The 13,401-nt window shown below is 67.9% G+C and carries 13 protein-coding genes; 4 read left to right on the top strand and 9 right to left on the bottom strand.

What is annotated here, in order from left to right; genetic code table 11:
• Window positions 1-27 precede the first annotated feature (27 nt).
• From KIP89_RS00685 to KIP89_RS00670, 4 genes are all read left to right on the top strand, one after another.
• Window positions 28-240 carry a hypothetical protein gene (locus KIP89_RS00685; protein WP_213753490.1) on the top strand — a complete coding sequence of 71 codons (213 nt, stop codon included), beginning with the start codon at window positions 28-30 and terminating at the stop codon, window positions 238-240.
• 94 nt (window positions 241-334) lie between these two features.
• Window positions 335-505, top strand: a complete 171-nt coding sequence (locus KIP89_RS00680) for a hypothetical protein (protein WP_213753489.1) — start codon at window positions 335-337, stop codon at window positions 503-505.
• 96 nt (window positions 506-601) lie between these two features.
• Window positions 602-1,237 carry an MBL fold metallo-hydrolase gene (locus tag KIP89_RS00675; RefSeq protein WP_213753488.1) on the top strand — a complete coding sequence of 212 codons (636 nt, stop codon included), beginning with the start codon at window positions 602-604 and terminating at the stop codon, window positions 1,235-1,237.
• Window positions 1,238-1,339: 102 nt separating this feature from the next.
• Window positions 1,340-2,173 carry an MBL fold metallo-hydrolase gene (locus KIP89_RS00670; protein WP_213753487.1) on the top strand — a complete coding sequence of 278 codons (834 nt, stop codon included), beginning with the start codon at window positions 1,340-1,342 and terminating at the stop codon, window positions 2,171-2,173.
• Here KIP89_RS00670 and KIP89_RS00665 read toward each other — a convergent pair.
• From KIP89_RS00665 to pdxY, 9 genes are all read right to left on the bottom strand, one after another.
• Window positions 2,151-4,262, bottom strand: a complete 2,112-nt coding sequence (locus KIP89_RS00665; protein WP_213753486.1) for a putative bifunctional diguanylate cyclase/phosphodiesterase — start codon at window positions 4,260-4,262, stop codon at window positions 2,151-2,153. The two genes, KIP89_RS00670 and KIP89_RS00665, sit on opposite strands and share 23 nt — an antisense overlap.
• Before the next feature lie 99 nt (window positions 4,263-4,361).
• A complete protein-coding gene (locus KIP89_RS00660; RefSeq protein ID WP_213753485.1) occupies window positions 4,362-5,654 on the bottom strand; it encodes an amidohydrolase family protein in 1,293 nt (430 codons plus the stop codon).
• 13 nt (window positions 5,655-5,667) lie between these two features.
• On the bottom strand, window positions 5,668-6,612 hold the full coding sequence (locus KIP89_RS00655) for an ABC transporter permease (protein ID WP_213753484.1): 945 nt from the start codon (window positions 6,610-6,612) through the stop codon (window positions 5,668-5,670).
• On the bottom strand, window positions 6,612-7,679 hold the full coding sequence (locus tag KIP89_RS00650; protein WP_213753483.1) for an ABC transporter permease: 1,068 nt from the start codon (window positions 7,677-7,679) through the stop codon (window positions 6,612-6,614). Before KIP89_RS00650 ends, KIP89_RS00655 begins: the two co-directional genes overlap by 1 nt.
• 238 nt (window positions 7,680-7,917) lie before the next feature.
• Window positions 7,918-9,465, bottom strand: a complete 1,548-nt coding sequence (locus tag KIP89_RS00645; protein ID WP_213753482.1) for an ABC transporter ATP-binding protein — start codon at window positions 9,463-9,465, stop codon at window positions 7,918-7,920.
• A 149-nt stretch (window positions 9,466-9,614) separates the two neighbouring features.
• A complete protein-coding gene (locus KIP89_RS00640) occupies window positions 9,615-10,652 on the bottom strand; it encodes a BMP family protein (protein WP_213753481.1) in 1,038 nt (345 codons plus the stop codon).
• Window positions 10,653-10,756: 104 nt separating this feature from the next.
• Window positions 10,757-11,503 carry an NUDIX hydrolase gene (locus tag KIP89_RS00635; RefSeq protein WP_369807013.1) on the bottom strand — a complete coding sequence of 249 codons (747 nt, stop codon included), beginning with the start codon at window positions 11,501-11,503 and terminating at the stop codon, window positions 10,757-10,759.
• Window positions 11,504-11,533: 30 nt separating this feature from the next.
• Window positions 11,534-12,430, bottom strand: a complete 897-nt coding sequence (locus KIP89_RS00630) for a PhzF family phenazine biosynthesis protein (protein ID WP_213753480.1) — start codon at window positions 12,428-12,430, stop codon at window positions 11,534-11,536.
• Between the two features lie 5 nt (window positions 12,431-12,435).
• Complete coding sequence (gene pdxY, locus KIP89_RS00625) at window positions 12,436-13,284, bottom strand: pyridoxal kinase PdxY (RefSeq protein WP_213753479.1); 849 nt, start codon at window positions 13,282-13,284, stop codon at window positions 12,436-12,438.
• Window positions 13,285-13,401: the final 117 nt, after the last annotated feature.

Genomic DNA, 13,401 nt, shown 5'->3' with positions numbered 1-13,401 from the left:
CACACCCCGAGCACGAGGAACATCATCATGAAAATGCCCATCCAGAGCCCCGCCATTCTTCGCAGCCCGAGCTTCGCGCCGTTCAATGGCGCGGTGCATCCCGCCGGTTGCGGATTTCCCGAGAACGTCATCTGCGCCGCCGCCGTGGCGGCATGCGTCGCGGCCTGTGCCGGCGGTCCGGGGGCCTGCATCCAGTGCTTCGCGGCGCTCGGCATGAGCGACTGCATCGAGTGCCTCTGATCGAACACGCCGCTGCGGGAGCGGCGTCTCGCCGGCGTATGCCGGCACCAGCCACCGAGCCTCCCGGGCCAGCGACCTTGAAAGGAAAGCGACTATGCGACTTCCCTCCCAGTCCCTCCCCGTGGCGCGGCACACCACCGCCGCGCGAGACCTGAGCGCCGGCCTGCAGCCCTCGGATTGCTGCGGCCCCGGAAAATGCTGTGTCGGCGCCTGCCTGTTCGGCAACTGCGTCGGCGCCTGCATTCCGAATATCGGCCAGTGCTGACGCCAAGCCCGGCCGGCGCACTCCGGGGCGCCGGCCACCCTTGCGCGCTGGCATATCATCGACCACAGTCCCGCAGCCTGTGTCGAGGAGCCGTCAATGCCGCAACTGAAGGTCGCCGTCGTTCCCGTTACCCCCTTCCAGCAGAACTGCTCGATCATCTGGGACGAGGAGACCAAGCGCGGGGCGGTGATCGATCCGGGCGGCGACCTGCCGCGCATCCTCGCTGCGCTGGAAGAACTTGAGGTCAATGCCGAGAAGATCGTGCTCACGCATGGCCATATCGATCACGCGGCGGGCGCGGCCGAGCTGTCCGAAACGCTGAAGATTCTGGTCGAAGGCCCGCATGAGGGCGACAGGTTCCTGCTCGACAACCTGCCCGCCGATGGCGAGCGCACCGGCATTCCCGGCCGCGCGGTGACCCCGGACCGCTGGCTCGACGAAGGCGATACCGTGGACATTGGCGGCATTGCCTTCGACGTGCTGCATGTGCCCGGCCACACGCCCGGCCATATCGTGCTGGTCAACCATGACAATCGGCTGGCCATCGTCGGCGATACGCTGTTCCAGCGGTCGGTCGGTCGGACGGATTTCCCCTATGGCGACGGCCCGCTGCTCATCAAGGGCATCAAGGAGAAGATCCTCCCGCTCGGGGATGCCTTCACCGTGCTGCCCGGCCATGGCAACGCGACCAATATCGCGCTGGAAAAGCGGACCAACCCCTTCATCCGCTGAGATGGCTTGTCAGTGACGTGCTGCCAGCCGGCACGCAAACGTGACTCGCCCCTGCGTCAGCCCGCGCCATGATGCTTCGGACGCCCGCCCGGAGCCCCGCCCATGCCGAGCCCGTTTCCGCGTTTGCTCGCCGTCTGCATCCTCGGCCTGATCGGCCTCGCGATGCCCCCACTCGCGACGCCGGGCCACGCGCAGGCCGATCGTTGCCCGAAGCTGGTGGCCACCAGCCCCTTCCTCTCCCCGCCCCGGCTCACCGCCCTGCCGGCCGCCATGCCGCAGCCGCGCGAGGTCAGCCTGACCTTTGTCGGGCACGCGACCTTCCTGATCGAGACCGCCGGCGGGGTGACGCTGGCAACCGATTACAACGACTATGTGCGCCCCGCCATCGTGCCGCGCGTCGCCACCATGAACCGCGCCCATTCCACCCATTATTCGCTGAATCCCGATCCCGGCATCGAGCATGTGCTCAAGGGCTGGCGGGAGGACCGCGAGCCGGCGCGCCATGACCTGGAGGTGGACGATCTGTGGATCGGCAACCTGCCGACCAATATCCGCGACTGGGAAGGTGGCACGATCCAGAACGGCAATTCGATCTTCATCTTCCGCGCCGCCGACCTGTGCATCGCCCATCTCGGCCATCTGCACCATATTCTGACGCCGGAAGATCTCGGGGCGCTCGGCCGGATCGACATCGTGCTGGCGCCGGTGGACGGGAGCTACACGCTGGATGTCGACGGCATGATCGAGGTGCTGAAGGCGCTGGAATCGCCGGTCGTGATTCCCATGCACTATTTCAACCCGAGCACGCTGGAGCGTTTCCTCGCCCGGCTGGCGGACAGCCGCTATGCCGTCCAGCGGCAGCCGAGCGCGACCATGATGTTCTCGCGCGCCACGCTGCCGACCACGCCGACGGTCATGGTGCTGCCGGGAAGGTGATGACCTTGCTGCCCGCTCCCAGGCGCGCGGCCTGGCGCTGCATCCATTCGGCCGCGCGGGCCGCCTGCATCGGATGGCCGAACAGATAGCCCTGGGCGAGATGGCAGCCGAGCAGGTGCAGCGAGGCGCGCTGCCCTTCATTCTCGATCCCCTCCGCCAGCACGCTCATGCCCAGTTCCCGGCCCAGCGCGATCACCGCGTGGACGATGGCACGGTCGGCGGCGGAGTGCTCCATGTCGGCAATGAAACTGCGGTCGATCTTGATGACGTCGACCGGCAGGCGCCGCAAATGGGTGAGCGAGGCATGGCCGGTGCCGAAATCATCCAGCGCGATGCTGAATCCGGCCCGCCGCAGTGCCGAGAGCGTATCCACCACGGCCTCGCCGCTGCGCCCCAGCGTCACCGTCTCCGGGACCTCGAACTCGATCCGCGCGGGCGTGAGGCCAGCCGCGTCAAGCTCCGCGAGGATATGATCAGGAAGGGCGCGATTGCGGAACTGGTTCGCTGAAAGATTGACCGCGACGCGGCCCGGATCGAGCCCTTCGTCGATCCAGGCGCGCACCTGCGCGCAGATGCGCGCGAACATCGCCGTGCCGATCGGCGCCATCAGCCCGACACTCTCGGCCGCCGGGATAAAATAATCGGGCAGCAAAAGGCCGCGCGTGGGATGGCGCCACCGCAGCAAGGCCTCGAAACCCTTTGGCGCCAGCGTCGCGAGATCGACGATGGGCTGGTAGAACATCTCGAACTCGTCATGCTCCAGTGCGGAGGAGAGGTCGAGGATGCATTGATGGCGCTCGTCGGCCTCGCGCCTCATGCCGACATTGAAGCGGCGCACGCGTCGACCGCTCTCGGTCTTGGCGGCGTAGAGAGCGAGATCGGCGTTGCGCTGCAGCGTGTCCGGGCTCTCGCCATCCTCCGGCCAGGTGGCGATGCCGAAGCTTGCCGCCATGCTGAAGACCGCGCCCGAGACAGGATCCGCGATGGGCTGGATGAGCCGCAGGTCGATCTCGCTGGCGCGCCGCCGCAACACCTCCGCGTCGACCACATGGGCCAGCAGCAGGGCGAACTCGTCCCCGCCCAGGCGCGCCGCCACGTCCCCCGGCCGCAGGCTCGCCCGCAGCCGCGCACCGATCTCACGCAGCACTCCGTCGCCCGCCGCATGGCCATAGGTGTCGTTGACCTCCTTGAAATTGTCGAGGTCGATCATGAGCAAGGCGCCGGCGGCGCCGGGCTGTTCCATGGCCTCCTGCAACCGTTCCACAAAGGTGGTCCGGTTGAGCAGGTCCGTCATCATGTCGTGGGTGGAGAGATATTCGGAGCGCGCCTTGGCCCGCATCTGCTCGGTGATGTCGCGCTCATTCACCAGCGCCCCGACATGCCCGCTTACCGGATCGGTCGTGGTGCGCAGGTCGATGCCGTGCCAACGCTCCCCGGCGCTGGTGAGCACGCGGAACTCGCCAGAGACAGTTTGGCCCATGAAGGCATTCGTCCGGGCCGGATCATGGCGAAACGCCGCCTCCCAGAGCGACCGCCCCTCCTCCCGAACCGCGAAGCTATCAATGAAGCGATGATGCTCGCCGGGATAGCCGCGCGCCGCGGCCGGATTCTGGTACAGCACCGCGCCGGCCTCGTCATAGAGCGTCACCAGCACCCCGGTGTGGCGCAGCGCCTCCAGCGCCCGCAGATCCTCCGGCTCGGTCTCCGCGACCATCGCCTCGACCAGCATGCCGGCATGGCCATTGGGCAGCCGCACGCCGCTCATCAGGCAGGCGGCGGTAAAGGGCTGGCTCTTGGGGTAGAAGGTCCAACGCTCGGTGAACACCTCGCCGGCGCGCAGCCGCTCCATCGTGCGGGTCAGCCGCGAGCGGATCGCTGGAGAATGCGGGGCAAAGTCCCGCGCGAAGAATTCCGCCTCCTCGCCCGGTTCGACCCGCCACAGCGCCCGCGCCGCGCCATTGGCATAGAATTTCCGCATGGCATCCATGTCGAGGATCCAGACCGGCCGGTACAGCAGGTCGAAGCCCTCCGTCCGGCACTCCGGAAGGGAATGGGGCAGAGGGGGCATATCTTCGGCTTTGAACGACATGACCGATCACATGCGAGACGGGATCACTCGCCGAATGGGAGACAGGATGCCACCAGCATACATAGCGCGCCCATCATATGTTTCCCGATATGAAATGCCTCATGCTTCCTTCGGCGCATAGGCGGCCGGATCGACCATTGGCGGCCGGCCCGGCAAGCTGAGGGCGGAGACCCGAGGGGCGCCCTCGGCGATGACCCGCCCGCGCCGGACCACGAAAAGCCGCGCCGCCTTGAGACGGATCGCCTCGATCGGATCGGCCGCCTGCAACACAAGGAAATCGGCGTTGCAGCCGGGTGTGAGGCCGTAACCCTCCAGCCCCATGATCGTCGCCGGGTTGGTGGTCACCGCGTCCAGGCACCAGTTCATGGCCTCGCGCGAGGTCATCTGACCCACATGCAGCGCCATATGCGCCACCTCCAGCATGTCGCCCGAGCCGAGCGAGTACCAGGGGTCCATCACGCAATCATGGCCGAAGGCAACGTTGACCCCGGCGGCGCGCAGTTCCGGCACCCGCGTCATGCCGCGACGCTTGGGATAGGTGTCGTGCCGGCCCTGCAAGGTGATGTTGATCAGCGGGTTGGCGATGGCGTGGACGCCCGCCTCGGCAATCAGCGGGATCAGCTTCGAGACATAGTAATTGTCCATCGAATGCATGGAGGTGAGATGCGAGCCCGCCACCCGGCCTTGCAGGCCGAGCCGCTGCGTCTCATAGGCCAGCGCCTCGATGTGGCGCGACAGCGGATCGTCGGTCTCGTCGCAGTGAATGTCGACGCGCAGCCCGCGCGCGGCGGCGATCTCGCACAGCGCCTTCAGCGAGGCCGCGCCATCGGCCATGGTGCGCTCGAAATGCGGAATGCCGCCGACCACATCGACGCCCATATCGAGCGCGCGGTCGAGGTTCCGCGCGGCGTTGGGGGAGCGGTAATAACCGTCCTGCGGGAAGGCGACGAGTTGGAGGTCGATATAGTCCTTCACCCGCTCGCGCACATCCAGCAGCGCCTCGACCGCCAGCAGCCGGTCGTCGCATATATCGACATGCGAACGGATGGCAAGCAGGCCCTGGCTGACCGCGAGATCGCAATAGGCCAGCGCGCGCTCGACCACGGCGTCATGGGTCAGCAGCGGCTTCAGCTCACCCCACAGCGCGATGCCCTCCAGCAACGTGCCGGAGGTGTTGAGCCGCGGCAGGCCAAGCGACAGCGTCGCGTCCATGTGGAAATGCACGTCGACGAAGGGCGGGGTGACCAGCCGGTCATCGGCCTCGACGACCCGGCCCGCCTCGGCCTCGATCCCAGCTTCGACAGCGATGATACGGCCACCCTCGCAGGCGATGTCGACACCTGTGCGCCCGTCCGGCAGGCGGGCATTCTTCACAAGCAGATCGATGCTCATCTGGATTCGCGGCTCACCTTTGGCCCTTGAAATAGGGCTTCATCAACGCACGTGGATAGTCGGCGCGGCGGGCGACCAGCACAAGAGCGGCGATGGAGAAGAGATAGGGCAGCATCAGGAAAATCTGACTGGGCACCGCGCCGCCGGTGATGGTCTGGAGCCGGAGCTGATAGGCGTCGAGCGCACCGAACAGCAGCGCCCCCAGCAGCGCCTTGCCGGGCCGCCACGAAGCGAAGACGGTGAGCGCGATGCACACCCAGCCGCGTCCGTTGATCATGCCGAAATAGAAGGCGTTGAAGGCGGACAGCGTGAGGAAGGCGCCGCCCAGCGCCATCAGCGCCGAACCGGCCATCACCGCCCCCATGCGCAGGCCGACCACGGAGAGCCCCTGCGCCTCCACGGCCTCCGGGTTGTCGCCCACCGCCCGCAGCGCGAGGCCCAGCGGGGTTCGCGCCAGCACGAAGGCGAGGATGCCGACACAGGCGAAGGCCAGCACGGTGAAGGCGGTCTGCTGGCCGAGGATCGGCCCGATGAACGGCAGCTCGCCGAGCACGGGCACATCCAGCGGGGCAAACGGCTCGATGCGCGGCGGCGTCGCGACATTGGGGAAGGCGACGCGGTAGCCGAAATACGCCACCGAGGTCGCGAGCAGCGTGACCCCGATGCCGGTGACGTGCTGGGACAGGCCGAGCGGCACGGTGAGCGTGCCATGGATCAGCCCGAACAACGCGCCGACCCCCGCCGCCACCAGCACGCCGCCCCAGAGCGGCAGGCCGAGATAGACCGCCAGCCAGCCCGACATGGCGCCGGCAACAAAAATGCCCTCAATACCGAGATTGAGCACCCCGGCCCGCTCGCACAGCAGCGCGCCGAGCACGCCGAAGATCAGCGGCGTGGCGATGCGGATGGTCGCCGCCCAGAAATTGGCCTGAAGAAGAATGTCGAACGCGTCCCACATCAAGCTGTCCCCCGGCGCACGACGACAATGCGGAAGCGGGTGAGCAGGCCGCCGACCAGCACGCTCAGCAGCGCGAAGGCGACGACGAGATCGGCGAGGTAATTGGACACGCCGATGGCCCGGCTCATCGAATCCGCGCCGACGAACACCCCGGCGACGAAAATGGCGGCGGGAACGACGCCGAGCGGTGACAGGTTCGCCAGCGTCGCGACGACGATGCCGGCATAGCCGAAGCCGGGCGAGAGATCGGAGGTGAGATAGCCCTTGAGCCCCGCCACCTCGCTGGCTCCGGCCAGCCCCGCCAGCCCGCCGGAGAGCACGCCGACCAGCGCCATCGCCTTGCCGACGGGAAGGCCGGCATAGCGGGCGGCGCGCGCATTCTCGCCCACCGCGCGAATGCGGAAGCCCCAGACGGTGCGGGTGATGAAGATGTGCAGCGCCAGCGCGGCCACCACGGCGATGACCAAGCCCCAGTGCAGCCGCAGCCCGGCGACCAGCTTGGGCAGCGTCGCCTCGTCGAGCACGGGCGCCGATTGCGGCCAGCCCATCGCCATCTCGTCCTTCATCGGGCCTTCGATCATCATCTGCACGAACAGCAGCACGATGAAATTCATCAGCAGCGTGACGACCACCTCGTCGGCGCCGAAGCGGGTCTTGAACAGCACCGGAATGAGCAACAGCGCCGCGCCGGCCGCGGCGGCGCCGATGAGCACGGTCGGCACGAGAATATAGGCTGGCGCCTCGATCAGCCCCGCCCCCAGCGCGACGGTGGCCAGCGCCCCGGCATAAAGCTGGCCTTCGGCGCCGATGTTCCAGAGCTTGGCCCGGAAGGCGACGGCGGCGGCAAGGCCGGTGAAGATCAGCGGCGTGGCGCGGGTCAGCGTCTCCGCAAGAGCGAAGCCGTCGCCCGCCGCGCCCTGCGCCATCAGCACGAAGGCCGCCAGCACCGGCGCGCCGGAAAGCGCCAGCGGAACGGCGGTGAGAAGGAGCGCGGCAAGGCCCGAGCCGACCGAGACGGCGACGGTGAGCCAGACCGGGGTCCGCGCGCGCGGCACGAAGCGGATCATGCGGAGTCTCCGGGCACGACTCTTGTCATGTGTCGGCGATGCATTCGCGCACCGTCATGGCCAGGCTTGACCCGGCCATCCACGTCTTCTGGCCGAGAGCGAGCTGAGTCGAAGGCGGGGATCCCCGGGTCAAGCCCGGGGATGACGTCGATCGAAGGCTTTGCCCTCAGACTTTGAGCAGCGTGTCCCAAGGCAGGGCCCGCGAGCCTCGAAGGATAGTGATCGACCGCGAGCCCCATCACGCCGCCTCCCCCGCGCCGTGCCCGGCCATCATGAGCCCCACCGTGCGCACGTCGAGGCCCTGCGTGTCCATCGCTGGCGACAGATGACCGGCATGGACTACGGCGATGCGGTCGCACAGGGCGAAGAGTTCGTCGAGGTCCTCGGAGATCAGCAGCACCGCCGCACCGCGCCCGCGCGCGGCGATGAGGCGGCGGTGAACATCGGTCGTCGCGCCGATGTCGAGGCCGCGCGTCGGCTGGTGGGCCAGCACGAGGCGTGGCTCGCGGGCCAGCGCGCGGGCCAGCACCACCTTCTGCATATTGCCGCCGGACAGGGCGCGGATTGCCGCATCGGGGCCGGGGCAGCGCACGTCAAAGGCGGCAATGGCCTCCTGCGCCCGCGCGCGGATGGCGCCGCGCCGCAGGAAGCCGCCGGACTGGTTCTCCGGCTCGGAAATGCTCTCCAGCACGTAATTCTCCGCCACGGTGAGCGCCCCGACCGTGCCGTCGCGATGGCGATCCTCCGGGATACGGCCGACACCGGCCGCAATGCGACCGGAAGGATCGGCCCGGCCGAGACGGGCGCCGGCGATCCGTGCCTCGCCCTCGCGCGGGGCGGCAAGGCCGGCCACAAGAGAGGCCAGAGCCCCCTGACCGTTGCCCGACACGCCGGCAATACCGACGATCTCGCCCGCGCAGACGTCAAGATCCGCCTGTTCCAGACGATCGCGCTGGCCGGGCGAGCCGACGCTGACAGCCTTGAGGCTCAGCACCGGTGCGCCCGGTGTGGAAGGCGGGCGCTCGCGCGGCGGGATGGCCCGCCCGACCATGAGTTCGGCGAGCATCGCCCGGTCGGCGCCGGCGGTCGGGCGGTCCGCCACCTTGGCGCCGCCGCGCAGCACGACGACGCGCTCGCACAGCGCCAGCACTTCGTGCAGTTTGTGGCTGATGAAGATGACCGCCAGCCCCCTTCCCGCCAGCGCCCGCACCGTGGCGGCGAGGCCGTCGGCCTCCTGCGGTGTGAGCACCGCCGTGGGCTCGTCGAGAATGAGCACGCGCACGTCGCGGTAAAGGGCCTTGAGAATCTCGATGCGCTGCTGCTCGCCGACCGAAAGCCGCGCCACCGGCACGTCGAGGTCGGCGGTGAGGCCGCTTTCCGCCATCAGCCGCTCGATCTTGGCACGGGCGGCACGGCGGGTGAGCGTGAGGCTGAACAGAGGCTGCGTGCCCAGCACGATATTCTCGAAGCCGGTGAGATTCTCGGCCAGCGCGAAGTGCTGGTGCACCATGCCGATGCCGGCCTTCAATGCGGCATCCGCCGAGCCGCCGGGCAGCGGGACGAGCTGACCATCCGCCCCCGCAATGTGCACCGTCCCCTCATCGGCGATGTAGTGGCCGAACAGGATGCTCATCAGTGTGGTCTTGCCGGCGCCGTTCTCGCCGAGCAGCGCCACGATCTCGCCCGCCCGCACATCAAGGTCGATCTGGTCGTTCGCCGTCAGCGGGCCGAAACGCTTGGTGATGCCGGCAAGCGAGAGGACGAGCGGGCGGGGATCGGGGTGCATGTGAACTGCCGCCTGGGGCGCGATCTGCACCTCTCCCCGACGGGGAGAGGTCGGCCGCAAAGCGGCCGGGTGAGGGGGTAGAGCACGGCCCCTCACCCCACCCCTCTCCCCGGCGGGGAGAGGGGGAAGGCAGCGGGCCTATTATCGACTCACATCGTCGATTTGGGCTCGCCGTCGTTCACGTTGACGCGGAACAGGCCGTCCTTGATCTCCTTCTCCTTGAGAAGGACGACGTCGATCACCTCCGGCGGCACGACCTTGGGGTCGAGCGGGGCGAGGCTCGCGCCGCCATGGGCCATGTAGCTGAACGGGCCGTAATCCTCGGCGGTGAAGGTGCCGTCGATCACCGCCTTGATGGCGCGGTCGATGGTCGGCTCCATGTGCCAGAGCGCCGAGGCGACCACCGTGCCCGGATACTGGGCGGAGGTGTCGATCACGTTGCCGATCGCCTTCACGCCGCGTTCCTTGGCCGCGTCCGACACGCCGAAACGCTCGGCGTAGAGAACGTCCGCGCCCTTGTCGATCTGGGCGAAGGCGGCCTCCTTGGCCTTGGGCGGGTCGTACCAGGAGTTGATGAAGGTGACGATGAACTTCACGTTCGGGTTCACCGACAGCGCGCCCTCCATGAAGGCCTGCATCAGCCGGTTCACCTCCGGGATCGCATAGCCACCGACCAGGCCGATGACGTTGGACTTGGTGGTCTTGCCGGCCACCATGCCGGTCAGGAAGGACGGCTCATGGATGAAATTGTCGAACACCGAGAAGTTCGGCTTGGTCGGGCCGAAGGACGAGCCCATGAGATAGGCCGTCTTGGGATAGTCCGCCGCCACCTTGCGGGCCGGACGCTCGACCGCGAAAACCTCGCCGACCACGAGGTCGGCGCCCTCCTGCGAGTATTGCCGCATCACCCGCTCATAATCGGTGTTGGCGACATTCTCGGAGAACTTATAGGTGATGTCGCCGCGCGCCTCGGCGGCCTTCAGCGCCTTATGGATGCGCGACACCCATTGCTGTTCCACCGGAACGGTGAAGATGGCGGCGACCTTGATGGGCGTGGGCTTGGCGGCGAAAGCCGCGCCGCCAAAGGTGGTCAGCGCGAGCGCGCCGGCGCCGAGCGCCAGGAGCTGCCGCCGATCAATGCTTCCTGCGGAAAAAAGCAGCAGGGTGCCGGACGACTTGACGACCATTTCTCTCATCTCCCCGAGCAAAAGACGGTGGTACGGCCAGGATGATGCCGATCACGCCGTGCAAGGCGCCCTTCCATGCGAGCCTCGTGCCATTTTCGAACTGATTAGTCCGAAAAGTCACGCGCGTTTTCGGAGCATCCCCAGGCGGACTGGAGATAGCTACGGATGAAAGGCGGCATCCCTTCGGCAAGATCGTCCGGGCCGCGCGCGATAATCACCGCGTCGATCTCCGGCCGCTCCTCACCGGCGATATGGGCGCGGATGCGGGCGGCGAGCGCCTCGGCGGGCATCTCGGCGACGATCTCGCGCAACAGGGCGAGGCGCCGCGCATCGCGCAGCGCGGTCCAGAACGGCGCGGGGCGCACCTCGGCCGCAGCGATGCCGGTTTCTTCGGTGAGCTCGCGCAGCAGGCTGCCGTCCAGATCGACCCGCCCGTCCGGCGTTACGTCGGAGGGGTCGGGCGTGCCGGCGGCGAAGTAGATGCGGCCGGCATTGGCGGTCCACGGCGCCATGCGGGCGAGCACGAAACCGCCATCAGCCCCGCGCAGCGCGCCCATGGCAAAGGCGTTGCGGGCGCGGGGGTGCGCAGGTTCGGTCGCCAGCAGCCAGAGCAGCGAGGCATAATCCGCCTGTGCATAGCGCCCGGTCAGAACGGGGCCGTCGATGTCATGGTCGACGAGGAGAAGAACGGGCCCGTTCCAGATGTCGGGCTGACGCCGCACGCGTTCGGCGAAATGCGCGTCGATGGCCGGCCGGTTCTCCATGGACAGGGCGCAGGGAGCCGGATCGAGGCGCATGTCGAGTCGCTCGAACCGGAAGACCTCGATCGGCCCGGCGCCGGCCAGCGTCACGACCTGCGCGCCATGGAACCAGGCCCAACCTCAGACATGGATCACGCCTTCGCCCACGATCACCGCGCCGCCGCCGATGGTGACAGCGGAGAGCGCCCCACTCGTCACCTCCAGCCCGAGCCGCACAAGGCTCGGCCGCCCCATTTCCACCCCCTGGAGAATGTCGAAGGCGTGGAAGCCATCTCCCGGCCGTTCGCCGGCGAACAGCACCGCGGCCAGGGAGGCGGCCGCCGAGCCGGTGGCGGGATCTTCGTCGATGCCCATATTGGCGCCGAACATGCGGGCGCGGAAATCGCCCTCGCCATCCTCGTCGCGGCAGAACACATAGACCGAGTCCGCCTCGCCGCCGAACGTGCCGATGAGGCGGGCGGCGCTCGGGCTGATGCGCGCCAGCGCCGAGCGCGAGGCAAGCGGCACGCAGACAAAGGGCACGCCCGCCGAGGCGACCACCGGGCGGTAGCCGTCGAAGCCGATATCGGAGGTATCGAGGCCGAGCGCCTGCGCGCAGGCCTCCACGCTCATCGGCTCCTCAAGAACGATCTCGGGGATGCGCGGCACGGTGAAGATGGCGTGGCCGAGGCGCTCGCCCTTGACGTTCACATGGCAGGGAATCGGGCCGACATTTTCCTCCAGCACGAAGTCCGTCGACGTCTCCACCCCGTCGCGGATCGCCAGCAGCACCGCGGTGCCGACGGTCGGATGACCGGCAAAGGGCAGTTCGTGATTGACGGTGAAGATGCGCAGCTTGGCGCGGCTCTGCTCGTCCTGCGGCTTCACCAGGAACACCGTCTCCGAGAGATTGAACTCGCGGGCGATGGCCTGCATCTGGTTGCCGTCCAGCCCCTCCGCGTCCAGCACGACGGCGAGCGGATTCCCCGCGAGGGGACGATCGGTGAAAACGTCGAGCGTGAGGAAGCGGCGGGTCATGGCGATCAAAGCTTCTCCGGCGTGAAGAGGCGGGACGGCGTGACGAATTCATCCTGTGCCGCGACGGTCAGGATCTCCTGCGAGCCGGCGGCTGCCGTTCGGGCAAGCAAGCCATAGGCCGAAGACGCGGCCTTGGAGAGCGCCTCGGCGGTCGAGTGGGTCGACTTCCAGTGCACGAAGAACAGAGCGGCGATGGCGTCCCCGGCGCCATTGACGGAAATGCCGAGCTTGGGCGTGCGCACGCGGAATCGCCCGTCGGGACCGGAAGCCATCAGGTCGATGGAATCGGCCGGGGTGTCCTCGGTGTGCAGGCTGGTGACGAGGATGACGCGCGGCCCGGTGGCGTGCACCACATCGCAGGCCGCCAGCGCCTCGGCCAGCGTGGTCGTGGTCCGGCCAGACAGGTAGTCCAGCTCGAACTGGTTCGGGGTGATGAGATCGGCGGCCGGCACGGCGCGTTCGCGGATGAATTCCGGCAGGCCAGCCCGGACGAAGACCCCGCGCCCGACATCGCCGATCACCGGATCGCAGCAATAATGCGCCTGTGAATTCGCCGCCTTGACGCGGCCGACCGCGTCGAGAATGGCGTCGCCGGTCTCGGCCGAGCCCATATAGCCCGAGAGCACGCCGTCGCAGCGCGGCAGCACGTTGCGGTCCTCAAGACCGCCGACCAATTCGCGAATGAGGCCGGCGCCGAACACCTCGCCCCGCCAGGCGCCATAGCCGGTGTGGTTGGAGAACTGCACGGTATGCACGCCCCAGACCTCATGGCCGAGGCGCTGCATCGGAAACATCGCCGACGCATTGCCGACATGACCATAAGCGACCCAAGACTGGATCGAGAGAATATTCATCGCGTCTGCGCCCCACCTGACCGGAACGATCCGCGCTTAAGCCTTGCGATGCAAGCTCTCAAACGAAATTCGGTGAGCAAACCCATAACCTTGCTGGATGTGTTGCCGAACGGCCCG

Origin of the sequence: Ancylobacter radicis, assembly GCF_018449475.1 — a bacterium.
GTDB classification, from domain to species: Bacteria; Pseudomonadota; Alphaproteobacteria; order Rhizobiales; family Xanthobacteraceae; genus Ancylobacter; species Ancylobacter radicis.
Note: the sequence above shows the minus strand (reverse complement) of the source record. Positions and strands in the feature narration are given on the sequence as shown.

What these genes read in the sequence shown, in the direction of transcription:
- KIP89_RS00685 (WP_213753490.1), top strand. Translation starts at nt 28, where the DNA reads ATGAAAATGCCCATCCAGAGCCCCGCCATTCTTCGCAGCCCGAGCTTC.
- KIP89_RS00680 (WP_213753489.1), top strand. Translation starts at nt 335, where the DNA reads ATGCGACTTCCCTCCCAGTCCCTCCCCGTGGCGCGGCACACCACCGCC.
- KIP89_RS00675 (WP_213753488.1), top strand. Translation starts at nt 602, where the DNA reads ATGCCGCAACTGAAGGTCGCCGTCGTTCCCGTTACCCCCTTCCAGCAG.
- KIP89_RS00670 (WP_213753487.1), top strand. Translation starts at nt 1,340, where the DNA reads ATGCCGAGCCCGTTTCCGCGTTTGCTCGCCGTCTGCATCCTCGGCCTG.
- KIP89_RS00665 (WP_213753486.1), bottom strand. Translation starts at nt 4,262, where the DNA reads ATGTCGTTCAAAGCCGAAGATATGCCCCCTCTGCCCCATTCCCTTCCG.
- KIP89_RS00660 (WP_213753485.1), bottom strand. Translation starts at nt 5,654, where the DNA reads ATGAGCATCGATCTGCTTGTGAAGAATGCCCGCCTGCCGGACGGGCGC.
- KIP89_RS00655 (WP_213753484.1), bottom strand. Translation starts at nt 6,612, where the DNA reads ATGTGGGACGCGTTCGACATTCTTCTTCAGGCCAATTTCTGGGCGGCG.
- KIP89_RS00650 (WP_213753483.1), bottom strand. Translation starts at nt 7,679, where the DNA reads ATGATCCGCTTCGTGCCGCGCGCGCGGACCCCGGTCTGGCTCACCGTC.
- KIP89_RS00645 (WP_213753482.1), bottom strand. Translation starts at nt 9,465, where the DNA reads ATGCACCCCGATCCCCGCCCGCTCGTCCTCTCGCTTGCCGGCATCACC.
- KIP89_RS00640 (WP_213753481.1), bottom strand. Translation starts at nt 10,652, where the DNA reads ATGGTCGTCAAGTCGTCCGGCACCCTGCTGCTTTTTTCCGCAGGAAGC.
- KIP89_RS00630 (WP_213753480.1), bottom strand. Translation starts at nt 12,430, where the DNA reads ATGACCCGCCGCTTCCTCACGCTCGACGTTTTCACCGATCGTCCCCTC.
- pdxY (WP_213753479.1), bottom strand. Translation starts at nt 13,284, where the DNA reads ATGAATATTCTCTCGATCCAGTCTTGGGTCGCTTATGGTCATGTCGGC.